This window comes from Methanosarcina sp. DH2, assembly GCF_020804225.1.
Taxonomy (GTDB): domain Archaea; phylum Halobacteriota; class Methanosarcinia; order Methanosarcinales; family Methanosarcinaceae; genus Methanosarcina.
This window is the reverse complement of the sequence record NZ_WJBI01000015.1, coordinates 39,204-57,580: the sequence shown is the minus strand read 5'-3', so window position 1 is coordinate 57,580 and position 18,377 is coordinate 39,204. Positions and strand designations below refer to the sequence as shown.

Below are 18,377 nucleotides of genomic sequence, written 5' to 3'. Positions count from 1 at the left end.
GCAAACAGTAAAGGAGAAAATAAATGTCCGAAGATGCGATTCTGAGATTACAACAAACAGTACTGTTTAAGAAACTTCTTGAAAAAGAAAAATCATCGGGGGAACATGAAGTTTCAGAAAATATAATCTCAGTCATTCGTGAAATTACTCCTTTACTAGAAAGAATTCCTGAAAACATGCCTGAATTCACTCTGCATAATGCCAATCATAGCGCAAAAGTAGTAGAACTGATGGGAAAAATAATACCCTCAGATACTCTTGAGAATTTAAACATTATCGAGTTGTCTATACTCATTTACGCTGCATACCTTCATGATGCAGGGATGACAGCTTCACGGGACGAAAGAGAAGAAATCATTAAAAACGATCCCGAATTTTCTAAGCTTCTTGTTTCTAATGAGGAATTAAGCCTTAAACTTGATGAAGCCAAAAAGAATGAAGATCATCGTTCAGCGACATTTATTGAAGATAAACTTTTTACTGAATTTCTCCGTAAAAAACACGTAGAACGTTCGCGCGAATTAATCAAAGAAAAATATGGGTTGGAACAAACACCCATATCATGTAAAGGAGTTCCATATTATAAATTAGTGCAAGCAGTATGTGATAGTCACGGTTTGCCTGTAAGAGATCTTTACGATACAAAACGCTGGCGTCGTGATGCTCTGGTTAGAGATCAGAATGTTAATGCGCAGTATTTATCTGTCATACTTCGTTTAGCTGACATTTTGGATCTTGATCCAGAACGTACTCCCAGATGTTTACTTGATTTTATTAATCCAAAGGATGAAACAAGCATAAAGGAGTGGAAAAAACATCTTTCGATTCTTGGCTGCAAAATCTCTCCAGAAGAAATTAGTGTAGAAGCAGAATGTGAACATCCAATTTACGAACGTGCACTCCGAGAATTTATTGACACGATAGAAACCGAACGTAAAGAAAGTGTCCTCTTAACTTCACGATATAAAGATAAATTAGCAGAAAAATATAGACTAGATCTATTAAAACCAGTTACAAAAGAGAACATTAGATCTAATGATGAATATATCTATTCTGATTTCCATTTTAAACTTGATTTTCATCGAGTTATTGATCTTTTGATGGGGGAGAGATTATATGGAGATCCTTCTTTAACACTCCGCGAACTTTTACAGAATTCTGTAGACGCTGTTCGTTATCGGGAAGCAATGGAAAAGAATGAAGGAAATTCTTTCGTTCCGTTTATAAAAGTTACTTTGAAAAACGGGGAACTTATTATTGAAGACAATGGAATTGGAATGGATGAGTATATTTTCGAGAATTACTTTTTGCAAATTGGAAAAAGTTATTACAACAGTTCAGAATGCCGGTCAAGAGGAGTAGAAATTGATCCAGTAAGTGAGTTCGGAATAGGTATCCTCTCTATTTTTATGGTAGCTTCCAACTTTAGAGTGGAAAGCAGGAGAAAACCACTTGACCCATTACATCCACCTGACCCTATAAACGTCGAAATTCCAACTGCTTATGATTACTTTATTCGAAGGCCGACCACTAGTTCACAAATTGGAACTAAAATTACTCTGTCTTTGAAACCTAATCATCCTTTTTCTCCTTCATCATTAACTAAAAAAATCTCTGAAATTGCTCCTTTTATAGAGTACCCAATAGTCATTGAGACAAGTGAGAAAATCGAGACGTATGAGCCTTATTTGCCAGGTGAGAAAATACATGATGCAAATAATATAAATGAATACTTTGAAGTTACGTTCGATGGCGAAAAAGAAGGCATTGAAGGAAAATTGCTAGTTTGTAAATCTAGATTTTCTCTCTCAAATTATAGCGTTTTTGCCCAAAGAGGATTTTCAATTCCTTACGATAAACTCTTACCTAGTAATTTATTTTATGATATTCAAGCGTCAATAAATCTTTCAGGTCATTATAAAGTATCATTGTCTCCAAATCGGTCAAATATAATAGAGGATGAAAAATATAGAAAATTAATTGATAGAATTCAATCTAAATTTTTGGACGGATTTGAGACATACCTGAAAATACTTAGAGATTCAAGTCCATCTGAAGAATATATTAAATGTGTCAATGAATTATTGGAAAATAAAATCTTGAGTTTGCATAGAGGACATTCTCAAGGATTTACTTATCGAGAAGAAGAGTTTGAAGACAACATTAAAAATCTTTTTATGAATTATGCTCCTTTATTAACGATTTCAGATAATGGACAAAGAGTATACAAAACGATGAAAAACCTGAATGCAACAAGCTTAGCAATTACTGATATCAATGACTGGCCAGAGAAAATACCTGATACAGTTATATTAAAAGAGACCAAGCGTCTTGTTGGTACAGAGGCAATTCTTTTGATGCATGAAGAAGAAGGTAAAGGGCGACGAAATATTTTTTTTGAGCATACTTTGGGAAATTTATCTGATATATATCTCACTTCCATACCAGGTGTAGTAATCAAAACTTTCAATAACAACAAAATAAGTGAAGGTACTTTTTCTATTTCTTATCGTAAGTTCACATGCCAAATGCATAGTGATTCAACGATAGAAAAAACACCACTATTTGTTCATCCACCTGATTTATTTATTATGGAGCCTGAAAAGGTCGTCTATAATGCTCATCATCCATTGTTTGCAAGACTTCTGAAAGGCAAAGAGCTAAAAGATGAAACTGCTTCAAAAGCAATGGATATATTGGCCTCCAACATTGAAAATTGTTTGTGGCATTTATATGATAAAGCGCGCTCATCTTTTTTTAAACGAAATCACGGATTAGAGGAAAGTGCTAATTTTAATTATATGCTAATTGGAATTTTGAAATATTACCCTGAAATATTTCAGGAATTCTTTGAAGCAGTTGAACAATATTGGGAAGAAGCAAAAGACTTAGGAGTCATTTCTCGTGACGAAGATTTTATTGGTTTTTCATTAAATGATCTCCCCTGGTTCTGGAATTATGAATTAAGTGACTTTGAAAATAAATTTCACCCAAAATAATTCTCCTCCAATTTCCTCTCCCTTCCCTCCTGTTCACTCGCATAAGCCTTGTATTCCCCGCTCTCCTTATCAAAAACAAACCTGTAAACCGTCCTGAAATACGCCCACCTTTCAACATAGGAATTCCTGGCATCGCTCAACAGGACAGTTACCGAACCGTTATCTTCGGAAACCGAATAAACAGGATAATCGATTTCCTGAGGAACGGCTGTGCTGTAGAGTTCCCCGGCTCTCTCTGCGTAGGCAGAGGCATCAGGAGCGCCACCGGTTGAGTTAACTTTTTCGATATAATCGCTTCTTTCGATGCCTGACAGGTAGCTGACTTCCATAATCTTGTAATGCGTATCGTTATATGGATATGCGGCCAGGAATTTTCCGAAGGAGACAGGGTAAGTTCCCTGGTAGCTAATTTTTGTCCCTTCTGCTTCAGAAATATGGTTAACAAGGAAAAATTTCGCTACCGGCAGGACTGTAAGCCAGACCACAAGCACAACTGCAAGGGTTCTGTAGAGGCTGCGCCGGTTATTGGTGACAAAAGTACAGAAGTTGTTGAATTTTCCGTTCCATTTTCCCTTACTTTTCGCATATCCTATAAGTACGATAAAGAGAGGCAGCAGGGGGAGGAGGTTTGCCAGGGGGTCAAAGAAATAGACGGCTCCCATTATGGATGATTCGGTGCTGAACGGGTAGAGAGGGCGCATTTTCCAGCTGGTGGCATAGTCAAGGTAGCTGTGGGAAAAAATGGCTGCAAACCCGGCGGCTGTGAACCTGCGGTCTTTTGTTTTAATCCAGATGAAAAGCGTGACAAGCAGGATGAAAAGGATGGAATGCATGAACTCCCTGTGGCCCAGGAGGTAAAAGAGCTGGTTTCTGGTCTCATGGCTTACGCTGTCACTGGCGAGGGCAAAGAGGATGTATGGGATGAAATCCAGGTCAGGGAAGATTGATAAAAATGCAAGGGTGCCTCTTTTCTTTCCTTTAAAGCCGAGGGCGAGAGCGATCAGAAGGCCAATTCCCAGGTGGGAGAGTGTGTTTACCATTTGTTTTATCCCTTAATTAAGGGAGAGAACTGTGAAAATATATATCTTTAATTGAAAGGGCTTGCCAAAAGCAGGAAAAATCAAAAATGTAGGGGATATCAAAAAGCAGAAGATACCAAAAGCGCAGGTAGATTTGAACGACTGATTATTTCCTTCCTTACATCAAGCCAATCTGCTTCATCAGTGACATAAGGTCGTAGAAAAGTTTTTCTTCGATGATTTCGCCATCTTTCCAGTGAGCGACCGTACAAAATTCAACTTCAAACTTCTTGTTTGTAGGTGGAATTTCCTTTCCATCGGTCGCTATCATGGGTCCCTTCATGGTGCCCGTGAATGTAGCCACAGAACAGGTCCAGTCGCCCTGGCCAAAAAGCACCTTATAAGGTCTGTTCCCTACATGGTTGTCCGGAAATGTCTTAAAAAATTGTACAGCTTCTTCATGATGCGCTTTTCTTCCTCTTGTTGGTTCCGGTTGACCCGGCCAGTATACGGCGGTCTCTTCAGCATGACGTTTCTTGAATGTATCCCAGTCCTGTGAGTTCCATGCATCATCCAGTGTTATCATCAGTTGCAGGTTTTCCTCTACTGTCACTTTAATCATCTCCTATTTACTATTGATTCTGATAGTTATTTGTCAATTATAATTTCATTTTCAAAAGTTCTATTTTCAGCTTCGATTCGGAAAGGTTAATCAGATCCAAAATTCGACGATACTTGGCCTATAAAATATGGGACGAAGTATATTTTTAATATTGAGCTGATCCTAAAACTCACGATTAAGCCCCTAAATCTCGAATTTGGAATAATCAATCGATCTTTTGATTGGGAAAATAGTTCTTAAACTCTTATTGATGTGGAAATAAAGTTGGTTTTGGGATCAGCTCATTCAATACTTTTTTGAAAAATTAGTACTAATTATATTGTCTTATTTTCAGATATATTTTTGCGGTTTTATTTTAATTCAATTGAATTTTGTCATTTCACAAAAATTTCTTATTTTCGAATTATATTAAGGAATAAATATTATTTACAAAAAATTTATTTTAGAGCCGATCCCAAAATTCAAAATTAGCATCTCTGGATCTCGTATTTTGAATTGCCAATTAAGCCTCTGATTCCAAAATCAGTTCTGAGAAATTAACTGTTAAAGAATTAAAATGGGTTTTGAGACCGGATATAAAATAGTTTTAATCCTAGTTAGATAGCAAAAAAGGTCAATACTGATACAATATTCAAATATTTGAGATAATCAATGGCAGTAAAAGATAAAAATGAATCTTTACGTTCACCTGCCGAAAGCGAAAATAAATAATTATAGCACAAACGTTTTGATGAATATATCAGATATATTTTCTGCAAAAATATCTCATAGTTTGTATCTTTTACCTTTAAATAGATGTGAAGTATAACTATATTCTGCATTTAGAATGCCATATGGCAGTTTAATATGTATTTGAAACGATCAAACAGCAAAGTGGTTTGAGATAGATTTATTTTAAAATAGATTTCTGTTAACGTAGTTAAGGGGAAAATTGGTTAGCAGGATTTGTAATGGGATTTCTTGAACTGGAACTAAGTTTCCTGGACTGGAAAGTACAGGTCCATATTCCAGTACGAATTTTGCGAAACCAATTGATTACAAGAGGGTAGGATAATATGGCTAAAGAATTGTACAAATTACCACCATTGAAATATGGATACGCAGACCTCGCACCTTATATTTCCGAAGAACAGCTGCGTATACACCACGACAAACACCATCAGGCTTATGTGACTAATGCGAATTCGCTTCTGGAAATGATGGATAAAGCCAGGAAAGAAGGCACGGATTTTGATTATAAATCCGCTGCAAAAGGTCTGTCTTTTAACCTAGGAGGGCACGTCCTTCACGACTACTTCTGGTGGGAGATGACTCCTGAAAGCAACGCCAGCAAAGAACCTGTCGGCGAACTGGCTGATGTGATCAAAGAAGATTTCGGAAATTTTGAAAGGTTTAAAAAGGAGTTTACGCAGACTGCAACAAGCGTAGAAGGCTCCGGCTGGGTGGCATTAACTTACTGCAATGATACCAAAAGGCTTGGGCTCATGCAGATCGAAAAGCACAATGTAAACCTGATTCCGGATTATCCGGTCTTGATGGTTCTGGACATGTGGGAACACGCTTACTATATCGATTACAAAAATGAAAAGGCTAAATTCGTAGACGCGTTCTGGAATATAGTAAACTGGGAAGAAATTGACAAGTACTTCAAGAAAATTCAAAATATGGGCATGGAATAATTCCGGTGTCCCCAGTCTGGCATAGTCCAGCGCAGCGCCAGAAACTTATTTAATTGCTAATGGGAGAAGTATTTCTTTACCCGCGATGTGCTAATTCCTATTGCAGCCTTTTTATTTTCTGAAAGCTGCAATCGGAAATTATATTATTTTTATTAAGCAAATTTTCAATAAAATCTACCTGCTTACGGAATTGCTCAAAATGAATCACTCAAAATGAGTCACTCAAAATAGTTCTTATCGAGCTTCTTTTCTGCTCTACCGTAGTGGCTCTCATATACCTCATATTCTCCGCTCTCCCTGTCAAATACGAACCTGTAAACCGTATCGAAATAAGGCCAGTTTTTAACATATGGATTTCTGGCATCGCTCAAAATTACGGTTACATACCCATCCTTTTCAGAAACCGAATAAACAGGGTAATCGATCGCTTGAGGCACCGAGTTACTGTAGAGTTTCCCGGCTCTTTCAGCATAAGTAGAGGCGTCCGGGACATCCCCGGCTACGGTTACCTTTTCGACATAAAAGCTTTTTTCAACTCCTGACCAGTAGCTGACTTCGAGGAGTTTATACTGGGAATCGCTGCAGGAATATGTTGCAAGGAATTTGCCGATGGATATAGGGTAGGTGTCGTTGTAACTTATCTCGGTCCCTTCTGCTCTGGAGATGCGGTCTACCAGGAAGACTTTTGCAACAGGGAACATTGTGGTCCAGATAAGGAGAACTATAATAAAGGAGGCATAGAATTTGCCTTCGTTCCTGTTTACGAAACTATGGAACCCGTTTAGTCTGCTTAATTTTCTATTCAATATATCTCTGCTTCTAATGCTCCATCTGTCTTTGAATTCTAGATTCCATTTGTTTTTGCTTTTAATATTCCAGTTATCCTTGTTTTTAACGCTCCAGCTACCCTTGCTTTTAATGTTCCAGCTACCCTTGTTTTTAGTATCCCACTGTCTTCTGTTTTTCATATATTCGGCAGCCACGATGAAGAGAGGCAGCAGAGGAAGGACATTTATCACCGGGTCGAAAGGATATATAGCCCTGAGGGCAGACTCGTTTGTGCTGAACGGATAGAAGGGCCGCATTTTCGCACTTGTAGTGTAGTCCAGGAAGATGTGCAGGAAAACAGCCAGAAACCCTCCGAATGTGAAAGCCCTGTCTTTGGTTTTAAGCAAGATGAGCAATGCGACCATAAAAGCGAAAAAAACCGAATGTGTAAACTCCCTGTGGCCCAGCAAAAAGAAAAGCTGGGTTCGAGCCTCGTGGCTTACTCCGCCGCTGATGAGCGTGAATAGCGAATAGCCGAGGTAGTCAAGGTCAGGAATTACAGAAAGGAGAACCAGGCCAAGCCTCTTCTTTCCTTTAAGACCTAGGACATGGGCAAGGAGCAGACCAATTCCAATATGGGAAAGTGTATTTACCATAAATCTACCATGAATTTAAGTTCTGTGGCATTAATAGTATGTTATTAAGGTGTGCATTAACAGATGTTATTGAGATGTGTTTTTGCTGAATGAGGTGTAAGAAAACCACAATTTGGGAATGGATCCGGATAAGGAAGTTTTAATGCTATGATAACTTTGCCCTTATATCTACTTTCTATTATATAAACAAATGGATAATTACTCCCTAATATAAACAAATGAATAATTAACCTCTATATAAGATAAAAAGACAAAACAGAACTCAGAACCTATCAGGACTTATAACCTGTTTATACGGCTCTTCCTCAGGATTAAGGAGTCACCCAAATAGATCACCTGAAAAAATTCTCTGAAAAAGGATCACCCAAACCAGTTTTCACCAAGCTTCTCTTCTCTCCCTCCCTGGACACTTGCATAAACATGATACTCTCCACTATCCTTATCAAAAATAAAGTTGTAAACTGATTTAAAATAAGCCCAGTTTTCAGCATATGGGTTTCTTGCATCAGTCAGGGTCACTATTACAGAATCATTGTCTTCAGAAACCACATAAACCGGATAATCGATTTCCTGAGGAACGCCAGCACTATAGAGCTTCTCAGCTCTTTCAATATAGGCAGGAGCATCAGGGATGTCTCCATTTACTGAAATTTTTTCAACGTACCCACTCCTTTCGGTTCCTGAAAGATAGCTGACTTTCAGGACTTTATAATGAGTGGAGTTAAACGAGTATGCAGTCAGGAACCTGCTCATTGATTCGGGATAAGTATTCTGGTAACTTATCTGAGCTTCTTCTACCCCTGATATATGGTTGATCAGAAGGGCTTTTGAAACAGGCATAAAAATAATCCAGACAAGGAGCACAAGGATAAGAGAAGCGTAGAGTTTATCATCACTCCTTTTCACAAAACTGCAAAAGTTATTGAATTTACCATTTATTATTCCCCTTTTCTTCAAACCTCTCAAAATTACAATGGAGAGGGGCAGAAGTGGAAGTAAATTTAGCAGGGGATCATAGAAATAGGCTGCTCCCATTATGGATGCATCTGTACTGAACGGATAGAAAGGTCGCATTTTCCAGGTTGTAATATAATCCAGGTAAACATGGGATAAAATGGCCTGAAACCCTCCAAAAGTAAGAATCCAGTCTTTGCTTTTTACCCAGATTAAAAGCATAACCAGAAAAATGAACAGGATTGAATGCATAAACTCCCTGTGTCCGAACAGATAGAAAAGCTGGATTCTGGTCTCATGAGTCAGGCTGCTGCTAACAGATATAAACACCGAGTATGGAATAAAGTCCAGATCAGGAAGTATGGAAAGAAAAGCCACAATATTTACTTTCCTTCCTTTCAGGCCTAAAGCCAGGGCAATGAGAAAACCTATTCCCAGGTGAGAAAGTGTGTTTACCATAGTCTTTGTTCCTGGCAAAAGCATTTTTGATTAATTATAATAATTAAATCTATATTAAATCTATATTAAAGCTATATTTCTTTTTTGAAAAATCGTATTCGGGAGTTACAAAGTTATTTTTACTTCCGGTAATAATGAAAAATAAAAATAGCATATTAAAAGAGAAATCCTGGAGATAGGCAAAATATAAATCTCTATTTTGACAGAAATAGAATGAATTATTATTTTTATAAAAATAAAATGAATTGATGGGGTAAATAATGTCTCTCAGGTCACTCAGATGAATTATCCAGTGTCCTGTAATTCAGCGTCCTGTCAAAGAAATCCACCATCTCCTCATATGCGTCCTGTGCAACGAAGCTTTCAGAAAGCTCTCCTTCTTCGATCATGAAGCCGTGAGGTTCCCCCTGGTAAACTTTCAGTTCAAAATATTTGTCAGCTGCATCCAGTTCGCCTGCATATTTGTAGATATCTGAGATACTGCTCGGCTCATCCCGTGTGCCGTGGATGACAAGGACCGGGTCTTCCATCTGGTCTATTAGGCTTGCCGGCTCGTCCGGCTGGGTATCAGTCCCGCCTGAATAAGGAAAACCATACCAGGCAACCCCAGATTCGAACTCCTCAATCTGGGGCAGGAAGAGCATAGTATACCTGCCGCCTGCACAAAAACCGGTAAGCCCCAGTTTTTCCGGATCAACATCATCCCTGTTTTCCAGGTAAGTTACGCTGTTTCTGACAAGGGCTTCTACCTCTGAATCAGGAGGTGAGCGGGAATAGGTCTGCCACTGAGGAGCAACCACGACAAATCCGTCACCTGCCATCCTGTCCACCATATCACGGTAGCCTGGCTCAAGGCCGTTAAAGGAATGAAGCAGCACCACAGCCGAATAATTCCCCTCTGCAGCCGGAGCAGCAATATATGCCGGATAGTCCTGCTCTTCGCTTGTGATGTTAACTGTGAGAGTCCGAATCTGACCTGAATCCTCTGCAGTCTCAGAGTTCACAGTCCTGGACTCGGAAGCAAGAGCATTGCCCCCAATTTCAATTCCGTCACCTCCATCAGCCTCCGGCCCATCCGGGATTGGTTCCGGATCAACGGGTTCTTCTGGCACTTCATCTGAGTCCGAAGACTCCACACAGCCTGTAGCTCCAAGAAAACTTACAAGAAACAAAAACACTATTAGTAGTTTAGTTCGATTCATGTAACCCCCTCATATTAACCTTACAACCGGAGAATGTCATGCTCTCATGATTATCATAAATTCCAGAACATTAAATTCCCCGTTCGTACTATAATTACATGCAATTTATTAATCATAATATAAGTATGTACCAATTATATATTGAAGAGTATAAAACTTGGAATAGTAAATTCCCTCAAAAAAGGTAAATTTGAAAATTTTTAACCGAAAATTTTTAACCGAAAACTTTTAACCGAAAGCCTGTAGCCCTTATCCATTGATTGAGTTCATTCAGAATAACAGGAAACTCATCTTTTGACTCTTCCTTTTTTGTCAGACAGGTTGCAGCCAACCATCCCGAAATTAATATTGCTTCTCTTAATCCATATTCTTAATTATCAATCGAATTTCTTATCATAATAAATAGTTCTCTAAAGCGTTACTGATTTAAGAATAAAATTAGGTTTGGCATGAATTCACAATTAAAGAGAAGCTTGATGCTAAGAAATGCCCACTTTTCCTTAAAAGCATTTTTCCTGACTTCAGGGACTGCTTTTAATCTAAAATTATAAAGTGCCTTCGCCAGCCTGCCGGCCCCACCAGTCAAAAGGATACAAAAAAACGAAAAAGAACTGACCGGACAGCATTTGGTTCTGTTTTTTTTGTACAGCTGCGCATTTTCCCCGCTTTGTTTTCTGTGTCTGGTATGGTGAATATGGTTATACTGATCAAAATATCAATTTAATCCTCTTGAATGGAGTTCAATGCTATAAGCCATAAATTAGTCCTCTTGAGCGGAGCAAAGCGCAGCGAAAAGGACCGCGTACTCCCGAGGCGCAATTCGGGCGAGACGCAATTCGGGCGAGACGCAATTCGGGCAAGCCAGCAATTATTTCTTTTTGACCCCAAAAAGCGCCAGTTAATAAAAAAATGGACTGCCTGAAAAAGGAAAAAAACAAATAAAGGAAGCTCTGAAATCCTGTTTCTCCATTTCTGCCATTTGAACAAATTAAACTTCAATAATTCTTCTGATTACTGTCCTTTCAGAGCGATAAACTTCGAATCTGGCAACAGTGCCTATATTAAGGATATTGAAATCCTCTCTGTTCACTCTGTACTCTCGAACCGAATCTTCAGTACATAGCCTCATGTGAACAATGTACTCGATCTCAGGGTACGTTTTTTTAAGCTCGGTTTCAGTTATCTCACTGATCTGGAGATTTTCGGAATCTTCAGGAAGGAGTAGCCTGAGAGAATCGTTTTCAGCCAGGATCCCTTCGATATCACTCTGGAATATTACAACCTTTTGATCCCCACTGACCCCAATAACTTCTTTCTGGAGAACAAAGCCAACACCTACTACAGGAGACAGAAACCCTTTCATGGAGATGAAAAGAATGGTGGCAAGGAAAATGATAACTGCTCGTTTCTTGCGGGTGTCATCTATCTGGTTCAACATAAAATAATTAGCCTCATTTTTCGTAAGTGGATCGCTTCAGGAAGGAAATTTCTATTTTCGGGGAGGATTTCTATTAGATTCAGAGATAATGAAATTAAAGCAACCGATAATTTGCTGTCACAATAATAAATAGCTTTTCAAGTTTTAAGAATCTGACAAAACAGAGCAGCTGTTCATGTGATGGAAACATACTGCATGAACAGTCAGGCAGGCGCTTTCGGATAATCTGCAGGGAATGTGAAGAAAGATACTCTGAAGGAAAGTTTTCAGTCTGTAGCTTTAAGTTTGAGCTTCCGGTTTCCATCTATTTAGAAAGCAACATTTAAATAATTCAATATAAAATCAACAGAGGCTTTTACGGTCGAGGAGCTTTTGAGTACAGTGAAGATTTTTTTCTGAGTACGTGGGCAGTTTCCGGGTGCTGTAAGCTTCTACAATTCATATTACGCGTATTTATCAGGAGTTATGTCCTTTGTTCCAGACCGAACCTATACTTTACCTACAGTCCCTTGGAACCGAATGGTTTACTTTCCTCATGGTTTTGATAACCTCAATGGGGTCTCCCGCCTTTTTTGCCGGCATAATAATTATCACTGCTTTCGGGATTGATTTTAAGAAAGGTTTTCTTCTTTTCCAGCTGTTGCTCTGGACTGCCCTGATTACCGAAGTTTTTAAGGTAATGATTGCCTTCCCAAGGCCGGATTTTGTAGATCGCAGGGTAATTAACCTGGAAGATGGAATAAAAAACACCACTCCTTTTAATGGAAGCGGGGAATCAGGCTTTTTTAAACTTCCTGACAGGGAGGTTCTTAAGGCTTTTCGCCTTCAGGAGATATTTCCAGATTCTCCCTTCGGTCTCCCTTCAGGGCATGTCGCACTTACCACCGCACTCTGGGGAGGGACCTCCAGCATCTTCAACAGCAGAACGATCAGCAGGCTAGCTCCTGCAGTAGTTTTGCTCATAGCTTTTTCAAGGATATACCTGGGGAGGCATTTTTTAGGAGACGTGCTGGGAGGAGCTGCCCTGGGTTTAATTATTCTTATTATTTTTACGCGCTTCCTTAAAAGCCCGTTAAAAGATGATTTTTTCAAAAAGGAGAATTTTGAACCTGTTTTCAGGCAGAAGAATCTATTTTTTTACTCAATCATGTTCCTAATCCCTTTCCTTCTTACAGCCCTGTACCTTATAAGTGGCGAAGTAGCAGGATATTTCCTTGGCACGAACGCAGCATATCTTCTCATAATGCATAAAGGGCTTCCGGAAGATACCGGAGATATGTGGCAGCGAGCTACCAGGGTATTTATTGCTCTCATGTTGTTTGGGGTATCTGCCCTTGTTCTTGATACAGGATTTGACACAACCAACACTGCCAGTTACCTTGGAGTTACATTTATAGAGTTCTTAAAGAGCTTCATTCCTGCATTTACTATATGGATTTCTGTAAGTATCTGTATGAAACTTAACCTGTACGGAAGAGATGGGGTAAAAGAATACGCGAAATAAACAAGAATCCTGGATAAATTGGGTAAAATCTTCAATTTTTTGAAGATTTCTACCATTTAGCAAGGCAATATGGTTCTGAGTTTTATTCCCTGTGCTTCAGCCCATACGCTACTGCCATGCCCGTGATTGCAAACCATAATTCAAAAGCTGGAGACGATTCTGTATCACTTTCTTCGTTCTTAGTTTTAGGCTCTCCAGTTTCTAAAACCCTTTCTTTATTTTCGTTTATTTCTTCATCGGCTCCATCTAATTCATTTTTATCCAGAGCCGGTTCATCAGTTTCGAATACATCTGCTGCACTCTCCTTTCCTTCGGATACAAGGTCTATTATGATTTCATGTCCCGAGAACTGTGGGATATACACCGCGAGTGAAACTGTCCCATCTTCCTCCAGCCTGTAGCAAAGCGATTTGTTTCCGCTTTCAAAGAGTTCATCAATATTGTCAGCTTCTTCAATTATTGAACCGTCATATCTGATCCTCAGGAGTTCGGGATTGGTGAGATTGATGGTTTCGTTATCCACATTTATGTTAATAACTCTTCCATCCGGAATCTCTGATTCAACACAGAGCACAATACGGTCTCGGTCCCTGTCCCTTACCTTAAGGTTAACAGGAGCATAATTTGTAACGGAAACCTGATCCGAACCTGCACGGAAAGCTATCTCAGCTCCGAAATTTCCGGTTGCTATTTCCCTGTTAAGCACCTGATTCATGTAAGCATAATCATGACTGTATCTGTATCCGGTTTGCATCAATGAAGGCTGCATGGGACTTGCCCTGAACATTACCACACTATCTTCTATAAGATTGACTGTGATCTCGTCACCCTTTACCCCTGCATCAGTCCCGTTGATAGATCCTTCGGGGTTCTCGGCACAGGGATTCCTGAAAAACACCAGATATCCTTCAAAATTGTTTGCGATAACTTTTATGGGAGCTAGACTCTCAAGCTCACTGGAAATATCCTTTTCCAGGCTTGCTTTTACCCCATCTGCTAGGTTAAAAGTGACGGTTTTATTTGCAAAAGCCCTGACTTGGAGAATTCCCATCGGGGAATCCTGAATAAGGATCTGGCTGTCAATATCCTGGTAAAACACTGTTGTTTCCGTAATCTGTTCGTCAAGGTACTCAAAACCCGAAACCTCAACAGAGTCAAAGAGAAGGTTTCCTCCTACAGCGAAATTTTCTATTCTCCCGCTTTCGTTGAAGTTGAAGGTGGTAAAATTTCCGCAGGCAAAGCTCCCCTGCCGCATGAAAAACATTCCCCTGCCTCTACCGGCTCGCATTATCTGAATGGCCTGCTGACGCATCAAGAGTTTTTCCCTCGAATTCAGGGACATATTCCCCTGCTGCATGTTCATTGCCATGTAACTGGCAAGTTCCTGTCCTGAGACACCATACAGCTCTTCAATCTCCAGAACTGTGAGCTGCGTGTCCATATCTTCCGGAAGTTCGAGGTCAGAGAGGGCATCCTCAACCGGGACTCCGAAATTATCTGATACTTCTTTAAAGGACATCGAACCAAAACCATTAAATCTGCTGTCATATTGCGCAAAACCGTAACCCTGCATCATTCCAGAACCTATCCCCGCACCTGACCCGCCCTGTTCCATCTGTGCATGTGTTGGCAACGCGGTAAGTACAGTAAACAAAAAAGCACATATCAATAATACCTTCATACGTCTAATCCCCATCTTCTGACTCCCCCGAAGTAAATAAACAGTAAATCTCTGAAATCCAGAACCATCCCGGAAAAAATGCTCTATATTGAATGGTTCTGCATGCCTTATAATTATTTTTTTCATACAGCTTTTCGTATACTTATCTGAGGAAAAGGAGTTATTGAGGGAAGCATACACCTTCTAAAAGAGATCTTTGCGTCCTGTCTCTCGGGTAATTTACAAAAACTTTATATTGGAGAACTGAGCGTTGAAGATTCGGATTTAATCTCATTTCCTGTACTTTATCTCAAGAATTATGTGCTGTATTATATAATAATACATGTAATATATTGAACTAAATTATATAATCACTTAGGAAGATTAAATCATATGATTTCGAGATAGCCAGATCAAACTGGGAAATTTATTTATAAATATATTTTAAGAAAATACTGTAAATTGGCTACTTAAGGCTTCAAAGTACAGCTGATGTTAAAAAGGCCAGATAAACAGGACAGTTAATACCAATGTTGATGCTCAGTATAAAAGATAACAAATTTTAAATCATTTTAAGTTAATTTAATCTGTGCTCTATAATTAAGGAATAGCTTAAATAATGCTTTTAACTATTGAGCGTATTCACAATTCACTGGAGAAACAGCAAACTAAAAATCGCAACCTGTTGGTTGTAACTGGCGGAAAGGGTCTTATAGCCTTTTCATCTGTGGAAAAGATTTTTCACGGCAATATACTACAGATTTGATCAAAACAAAGAGGATGACATTCATGGACTTTGAAAAATTGAGACATGGGACCGAACTTATCAAGAGGGGCTTTGCACGGATGCAGAAAGGGGGTGTGATCATGGACGTTACAACTCCAGAACAGGCCAGGATCGCAGAAGAAGCCGGAGCAGTTGCTGTTATGGCCCTTCAGGCTGTCCCTGCAGATATTAGAAAAGAGGGTGGAGTTGCCCGGATGGCAGACCCTGAAATTGTCCAGCAGATCATTGATACGGTCACCATTCCTGTTATGGCAAAAGCAAGGATCGGACACTTTGTCGAAGCCGAAATCCTGGAGGCGCTTGGCGTTGACATGGTTGACGAATCCGAAGTCCTTACTCCTGCAGATCCTTTCTATCACATAGACAAGACCCAGTTTACAGTGCCTTTTGTCTGCGGAGCCAGAAACCTCGGAGAAGCTCTCCGCAGGATCAACGAAGGTGCAGCCATGATCCGGACCAAAGGAGAAGCCGGAACAGGCGACGTCAGCCAGGCAGTAAAGCATATGAAGCAGATCCAGGGAGAAATTCGTGCTCTTGCCGGCAAGACCAAAGAAGAACTTATAATGGTTGCAAGGGATATCGAAGCCCCGATAGAACTTGTAGTTGAAACCTCTAAAATGCAGCGTTTGCCCGTGGTAAACTTTGCAGCCGGCGGAGTTGCAACCCCTGCAGATGCCGCACTTATGATGCGCCTTGGTGCAGACGGGGTCTTTGTCGGGTCAGGAATTTTCAAAGCTGAAAACCCCGAAAAGATGGCAAAAGCAATCGTTGAAGCTGTAAACAACTACGATAACCCTGCAAAACTCGCTGAAATCTCAAAAGGCGTGGGTGCAGGTATGAAAGGTATCTGTGCAGATATGATTCCAGTAGAGGAAGCCCTTCAGGAACGCGGCTGGTAAAATCCACTAAGTAATCCCGAGTTGCGCCACCCGAATTGCGATTCTGGAGCCCGCAGTTCTTTTCGCTTCGCTCAAGAGGACTACTTTGGAAGTTATTGCAGTGAGCTAAACTCAAGGACTAATTTACGGGTTACTATTGAGCTGAGCTAAAAGGACTAATTTACGTTATAAATTAGCTTCTTTCAAGGGGCTAAAATTTAATTTTTTAAAAACAGATTTATTCTTATAGGTTTGTAAGAGTAGAATCAATTTAATTTTTACATTTTTTGAGTCAACAAATGAATGATTAATTTCTGGAAAATGGTGTTTTTAATGAAAATAGGTGTAATCGCTATTCAGGGAGCGGTTTCTGAGCATGTTGATGCTTTACGGAGAGCCCTTGAGAAACGAGGAATAGATGCAGAGGTAGTTGAGATAAAGCATAAAGGAATTGTCCCGAAGTGTAGCGGGATTGTGATTCCTGGCGGAGAAAGTACAACACTTTGCAGGCTACTTGCCCGCGAGGGAATTGCGGAAGAGATTAAGGAGGCGGCTGCAAAAGGAGTTCCTACCCTCGGGACCTGTGCAGGACTTATCGTGCTTGCAAAGGAAGGAGACCAGCAGGTAGAGAAGACAGGCCAGGAACTGCTAGGGATAATGGATACCAGAGTCAACAGAAACGCTTTTGGGAGGCAAAGAGATTCCTTTGAGGCGAAACTTGAAGTAGCTATCTTTGACTCTCCTTTTACCGGCGTGTTTATCCGGGCTCCTGGAATCGTAAGTTGCGGGCCAGGTGTGAAGGTTCTTTCCAGGCTTGGAGATATGATTATTGCTGCAGAACAGGGAAACGTGCTGGCTCTTGCTTTTCACCCGGAATTAACCGATGATCTGCGCATCCACCAGTATTTCCTGGACAAGATTCTCAACTGTTAAGAGGCACACGGGTCAGGTCCACGGTTTTGTTTCCGGCAACTGATCCTTATCTCTTTCCTTTTCCCTATCTCTATTCTTACCCCTATCTCTTTTTCTTTACATTAATTGCATTTCGTCATTTTTTCTCTACGCTTCTTTACTTTTTTCTTCCCTTTAGGCTTTTTTTCTGCATATTTTTCCTGCAGGTAAAAAAGCAGAACTGAAACCTTTGAACATTCTATGTTTTTGATGCCTTCAAAGTTATATATTCATTGTATCCATATTAATAAAAAAAGCTTCAATGAAGGAGTGAAGTAAATGGTCAAACTGAGCAGTGAAATGGTCGAAGATTTTGAAAAAATGAAGATTTTTCCCTTTGCAACCGCCTCCAGAAATGGAGATCCGAACGTAATACCAATTGGTTTTTGCAAGCTCCAGGAAGACAGAGAAACTATCTGGATTGCAGATAACTACTTCCACAAGACTCGCCAGAACCTTGAAGAAAACCCGAGAGGAGCAATCTATGTATGGGGTCCTGAAGTCAAGGGCTGCTACCAGATAAAGGGAGATTTTGTAGTTAAAACGGACGGGGAAGATTACGAGAATATGTACAAAACTGTCAAGAAAATGGGAGACCGGTTCCCTGCAAAAGCCCTTGCTGTCATGAAGATCACGGAAGTTTACGAGTGTAAATCCGGTGCAGGAGCTGGAAAGCAGCTTCTCTGAAAGCCTTTAAGAGGCTATATAAAAAATTTACTATTTTATCCTGATGCTGAGGACGAAAAAACATCCTTAAATCTCTATTTTTTTGAAGAAATATCCCGGGTAAAGGGTATCATT

At 39.8% G+C, this 18,377-nt stretch carries 14 protein-coding genes; 7 read left to right on the top strand and 7 right to left on the bottom strand.

What is annotated here, in order from left to right; all coding sequences use genetic code 11:
* The first annotated feature begins 23 nt into the window (after positions 1–23).
* On the top strand, positions 24–2,999 hold the full coding sequence (locus FXV91_RS14975) for an ATP-binding protein (RefSeq protein WP_229391487.1): 2,976 nt from the start codon (positions 24–26) through the stop codon (positions 2,997–2,999).
* Here the strand turns inward: FXV91_RS14975 and FXV91_RS14970 are convergent.
* Positions 2,987–4,039 (bottom strand): metal-dependent hydrolase, encoded by a 1,053-nt coding sequence (locus tag FXV91_RS14970; protein ID WP_229391486.1) that lies wholly within the window; start codon positions 4,037–4,039, stop codon positions 2,987–2,989. The genes FXV91_RS14975 and FXV91_RS14970 overlap by 13 nt on opposite strands.
* A 157-nt stretch (positions 4,040–4,196) precedes the next feature.
* Positions 4,197–4,640 carry an ester cyclase gene (locus tag FXV91_RS14965; protein WP_229391485.1) on the bottom strand — a complete coding sequence of 148 codons (444 nt, stop codon included), beginning with the start codon at positions 4,638–4,640 and terminating at the stop codon, positions 4,197–4,199.
* A gap of 1,055 nt (positions 4,641–5,695) precedes the next feature.
* On the opposite strand from FXV91_RS14965, the gene FXV91_RS14960 reads away from it, so the two are divergent.
* The gene (locus FXV91_RS14960) at positions 5,696–6,319 is read left to right on the top strand and encodes a superoxide dismutase (protein ID WP_229391484.1); all 624 of its coding nucleotides are present in this window, start codon (positions 5,696–5,698) and stop codon (positions 6,317–6,319) included.
* Between the two features lie 218 nt (positions 6,320–6,537).
* Here FXV91_RS14960 and FXV91_RS14955 read toward each other — a convergent pair whose 3' ends face one another.
* From FXV91_RS14955 to FXV91_RS14945, 3 genes are all read right to left on the bottom strand, one after another.
* Positions 6,538–7,743 carry a metal-dependent hydrolase gene (locus tag FXV91_RS14955; RefSeq protein ID WP_229391483.1) on the bottom strand — a complete coding sequence of 402 codons (1,206 nt, stop codon included), beginning with the start codon at positions 7,741–7,743 and terminating at the stop codon, positions 6,538–6,540.
* Positions 7,744–8,103: 360 nt separating this feature from the next.
* Positions 8,104–9,156, bottom strand: coding sequence for a metal-dependent hydrolase (locus FXV91_RS14950; RefSeq protein WP_229391482.1), 1,053 nt, complete (start codon positions 9,154–9,156; stop codon positions 8,104–8,106).
* Positions 9,157–9,428: 272 nt separating this feature from the next.
* On the bottom strand, positions 9,429–10,358 hold the full coding sequence (locus FXV91_RS14945) for a dienelactone hydrolase family protein (protein ID WP_229391481.1): 930 nt from the start codon (positions 10,356–10,358) through the stop codon (positions 9,429–9,431).
* A gap of 769 nt (positions 10,359–11,127) precedes the next feature.
* Here FXV91_RS14945 and FXV91_RS14940 point away from each other — a divergent pair.
* Positions 11,128–11,280, top strand: a complete 153-nt coding sequence (locus tag FXV91_RS14940; RefSeq protein WP_229391480.1) for a hypothetical protein — start codon at positions 11,128–11,130, stop codon at positions 11,278–11,280.
* Between the two features lie 66 nt (positions 11,281–11,346).
* On the opposite strand, the gene FXV91_RS14935 is transcribed toward FXV91_RS14940, so the two are convergent.
* Entirely contained in the window at positions 11,347–11,796 is a 450-nt protein-coding gene (locus FXV91_RS14935) for a hypothetical protein (RefSeq protein ID WP_229391479.1), read from the bottom strand.
* 472 nt (positions 11,797–12,268) lie between these two features.
* Between FXV91_RS14935 and FXV91_RS14930 the strand changes: the two genes are divergently transcribed.
* Positions 12,269–13,300: a phosphatase PAP2 family protein gene (locus FXV91_RS14930; RefSeq protein ID WP_229391478.1), complete on the top strand. Its 1,032-nt coding sequence runs from the start codon at positions 12,269–12,271 to the stop codon at positions 13,298–13,300.
* A gap of 82 nt (positions 13,301–13,382) precedes the next feature.
* On the opposite strand, the gene FXV91_RS14925 is transcribed toward FXV91_RS14930, so the two are convergent.
* The gene (locus tag FXV91_RS14925; protein ID WP_229391477.1) at positions 13,383–14,996 is read right to left on the bottom strand and encodes a hypothetical protein; all 1,614 of its coding nucleotides are present in this window, start codon (positions 14,994–14,996) and stop codon (positions 13,383–13,385) included.
* A 753-nt stretch (positions 14,997–15,749) separates the two neighbouring features.
* Between FXV91_RS14925 and pdxS the strand changes: the two genes are divergently transcribed.
* The 3 genes from pdxS (at position 15,750) to FXV91_RS14910 (ending at position 18,263) form a co-directional block, all read left to right on the top strand.
* Positions 15,750–16,646, top strand: a complete 897-nt coding sequence (gene pdxS / locus FXV91_RS14920; RefSeq protein ID WP_229391581.1) for a pyridoxal 5'-phosphate synthase lyase subunit PdxS — start codon at positions 15,750–15,752, stop codon at positions 16,644–16,646.
* A gap of 312 nt (positions 16,647–16,958) precedes the next feature.
* On the top strand, positions 16,959–17,558 hold the full coding sequence (gene pdxT / locus FXV91_RS14915; protein ID WP_229391476.1) for a pyridoxal 5'-phosphate synthase glutaminase subunit PdxT: 600 nt from the start codon (positions 16,959–16,961) through the stop codon (positions 17,556–17,558).
* A 297-nt stretch (positions 17,559–17,855) separates the two neighbouring features.
* Positions 17,856–18,263, top strand: a complete 408-nt coding sequence (locus tag FXV91_RS14910; protein ID WP_229391475.1) for a pyridoxamine 5'-phosphate oxidase family protein — start codon at positions 17,856–17,858, stop codon at positions 18,261–18,263.
* Positions 18,264–18,377 lie beyond the last annotated feature (114 nt).

What these genes read in the sequence shown, in the direction of transcription:
- FXV91_RS14970 (WP_229391486.1), bottom strand. Translation starts at nt 4,039, where the DNA reads ATGGTAAACACACTCTCCCACCTGGGAATTGGCCTTCTGATCGCTCTC.
- FXV91_RS14945 (WP_229391481.1), bottom strand. Translation starts at nt 10,358, where the DNA reads ATGAATCGAACTAAACTACTAATAGTGTTTTTGTTTCTTGTAAGTTTT.
- FXV91_RS14965 (WP_229391485.1), bottom strand. Translation starts at nt 4,640, where the DNA reads ATGATTAAAGTGACAGTAGAGGAAAACCTGCAACTGATGATAACACTG.
- FXV91_RS14925 (WP_229391477.1), bottom strand. Translation starts at nt 14,996, where the DNA reads ATGGGGATTAGACGTATGAAGGTATTATTGATATGTGCTTTTTTGTTT.
- FXV91_RS14960 (WP_229391484.1), top strand. Translation starts at nt 5,696, where the DNA reads ATGGCTAAAGAATTGTACAAATTACCACCATTGAAATATGGATACGCA.
- FXV91_RS14950 (WP_229391482.1), bottom strand. Translation starts at nt 9,156, where the DNA reads ATGGTAAACACACTTTCTCACCTGGGAATAGGTTTTCTCATTGCCCTG.
- pdxS (WP_229391581.1), top strand. Translation starts at nt 15,750, where the DNA reads ATGGACTTTGAAAAATTGAGACATGGGACCGAACTTATCAAGAGGGGC.
- FXV91_RS14935 (WP_229391479.1), bottom strand. Translation starts at nt 11,796, where the DNA reads ATGTTGAACCAGATAGATGACACCCGCAAGAAACGAGCAGTTATCATT.
- FXV91_RS14955 (WP_229391483.1), bottom strand. Translation starts at nt 7,743, where the DNA reads ATGGTAAATACACTTTCCCATATTGGAATTGGTCTGCTCCTTGCCCAT.
- pdxT (WP_229391476.1), top strand. Translation starts at nt 16,959, where the DNA reads ATGAAAATAGGTGTAATCGCTATTCAGGGAGCGGTTTCTGAGCATGTT.
- FXV91_RS14975 (WP_229391487.1), top strand. Translation starts at nt 24, where the DNA reads ATGTCCGAAGATGCGATTCTGAGATTACAACAAACAGTACTGTTTAAG.
- FXV91_RS14910 (WP_229391475.1), top strand. Translation starts at nt 17,856, where the DNA reads ATGGTCAAACTGAGCAGTGAAATGGTCGAAGATTTTGAAAAAATGAAG.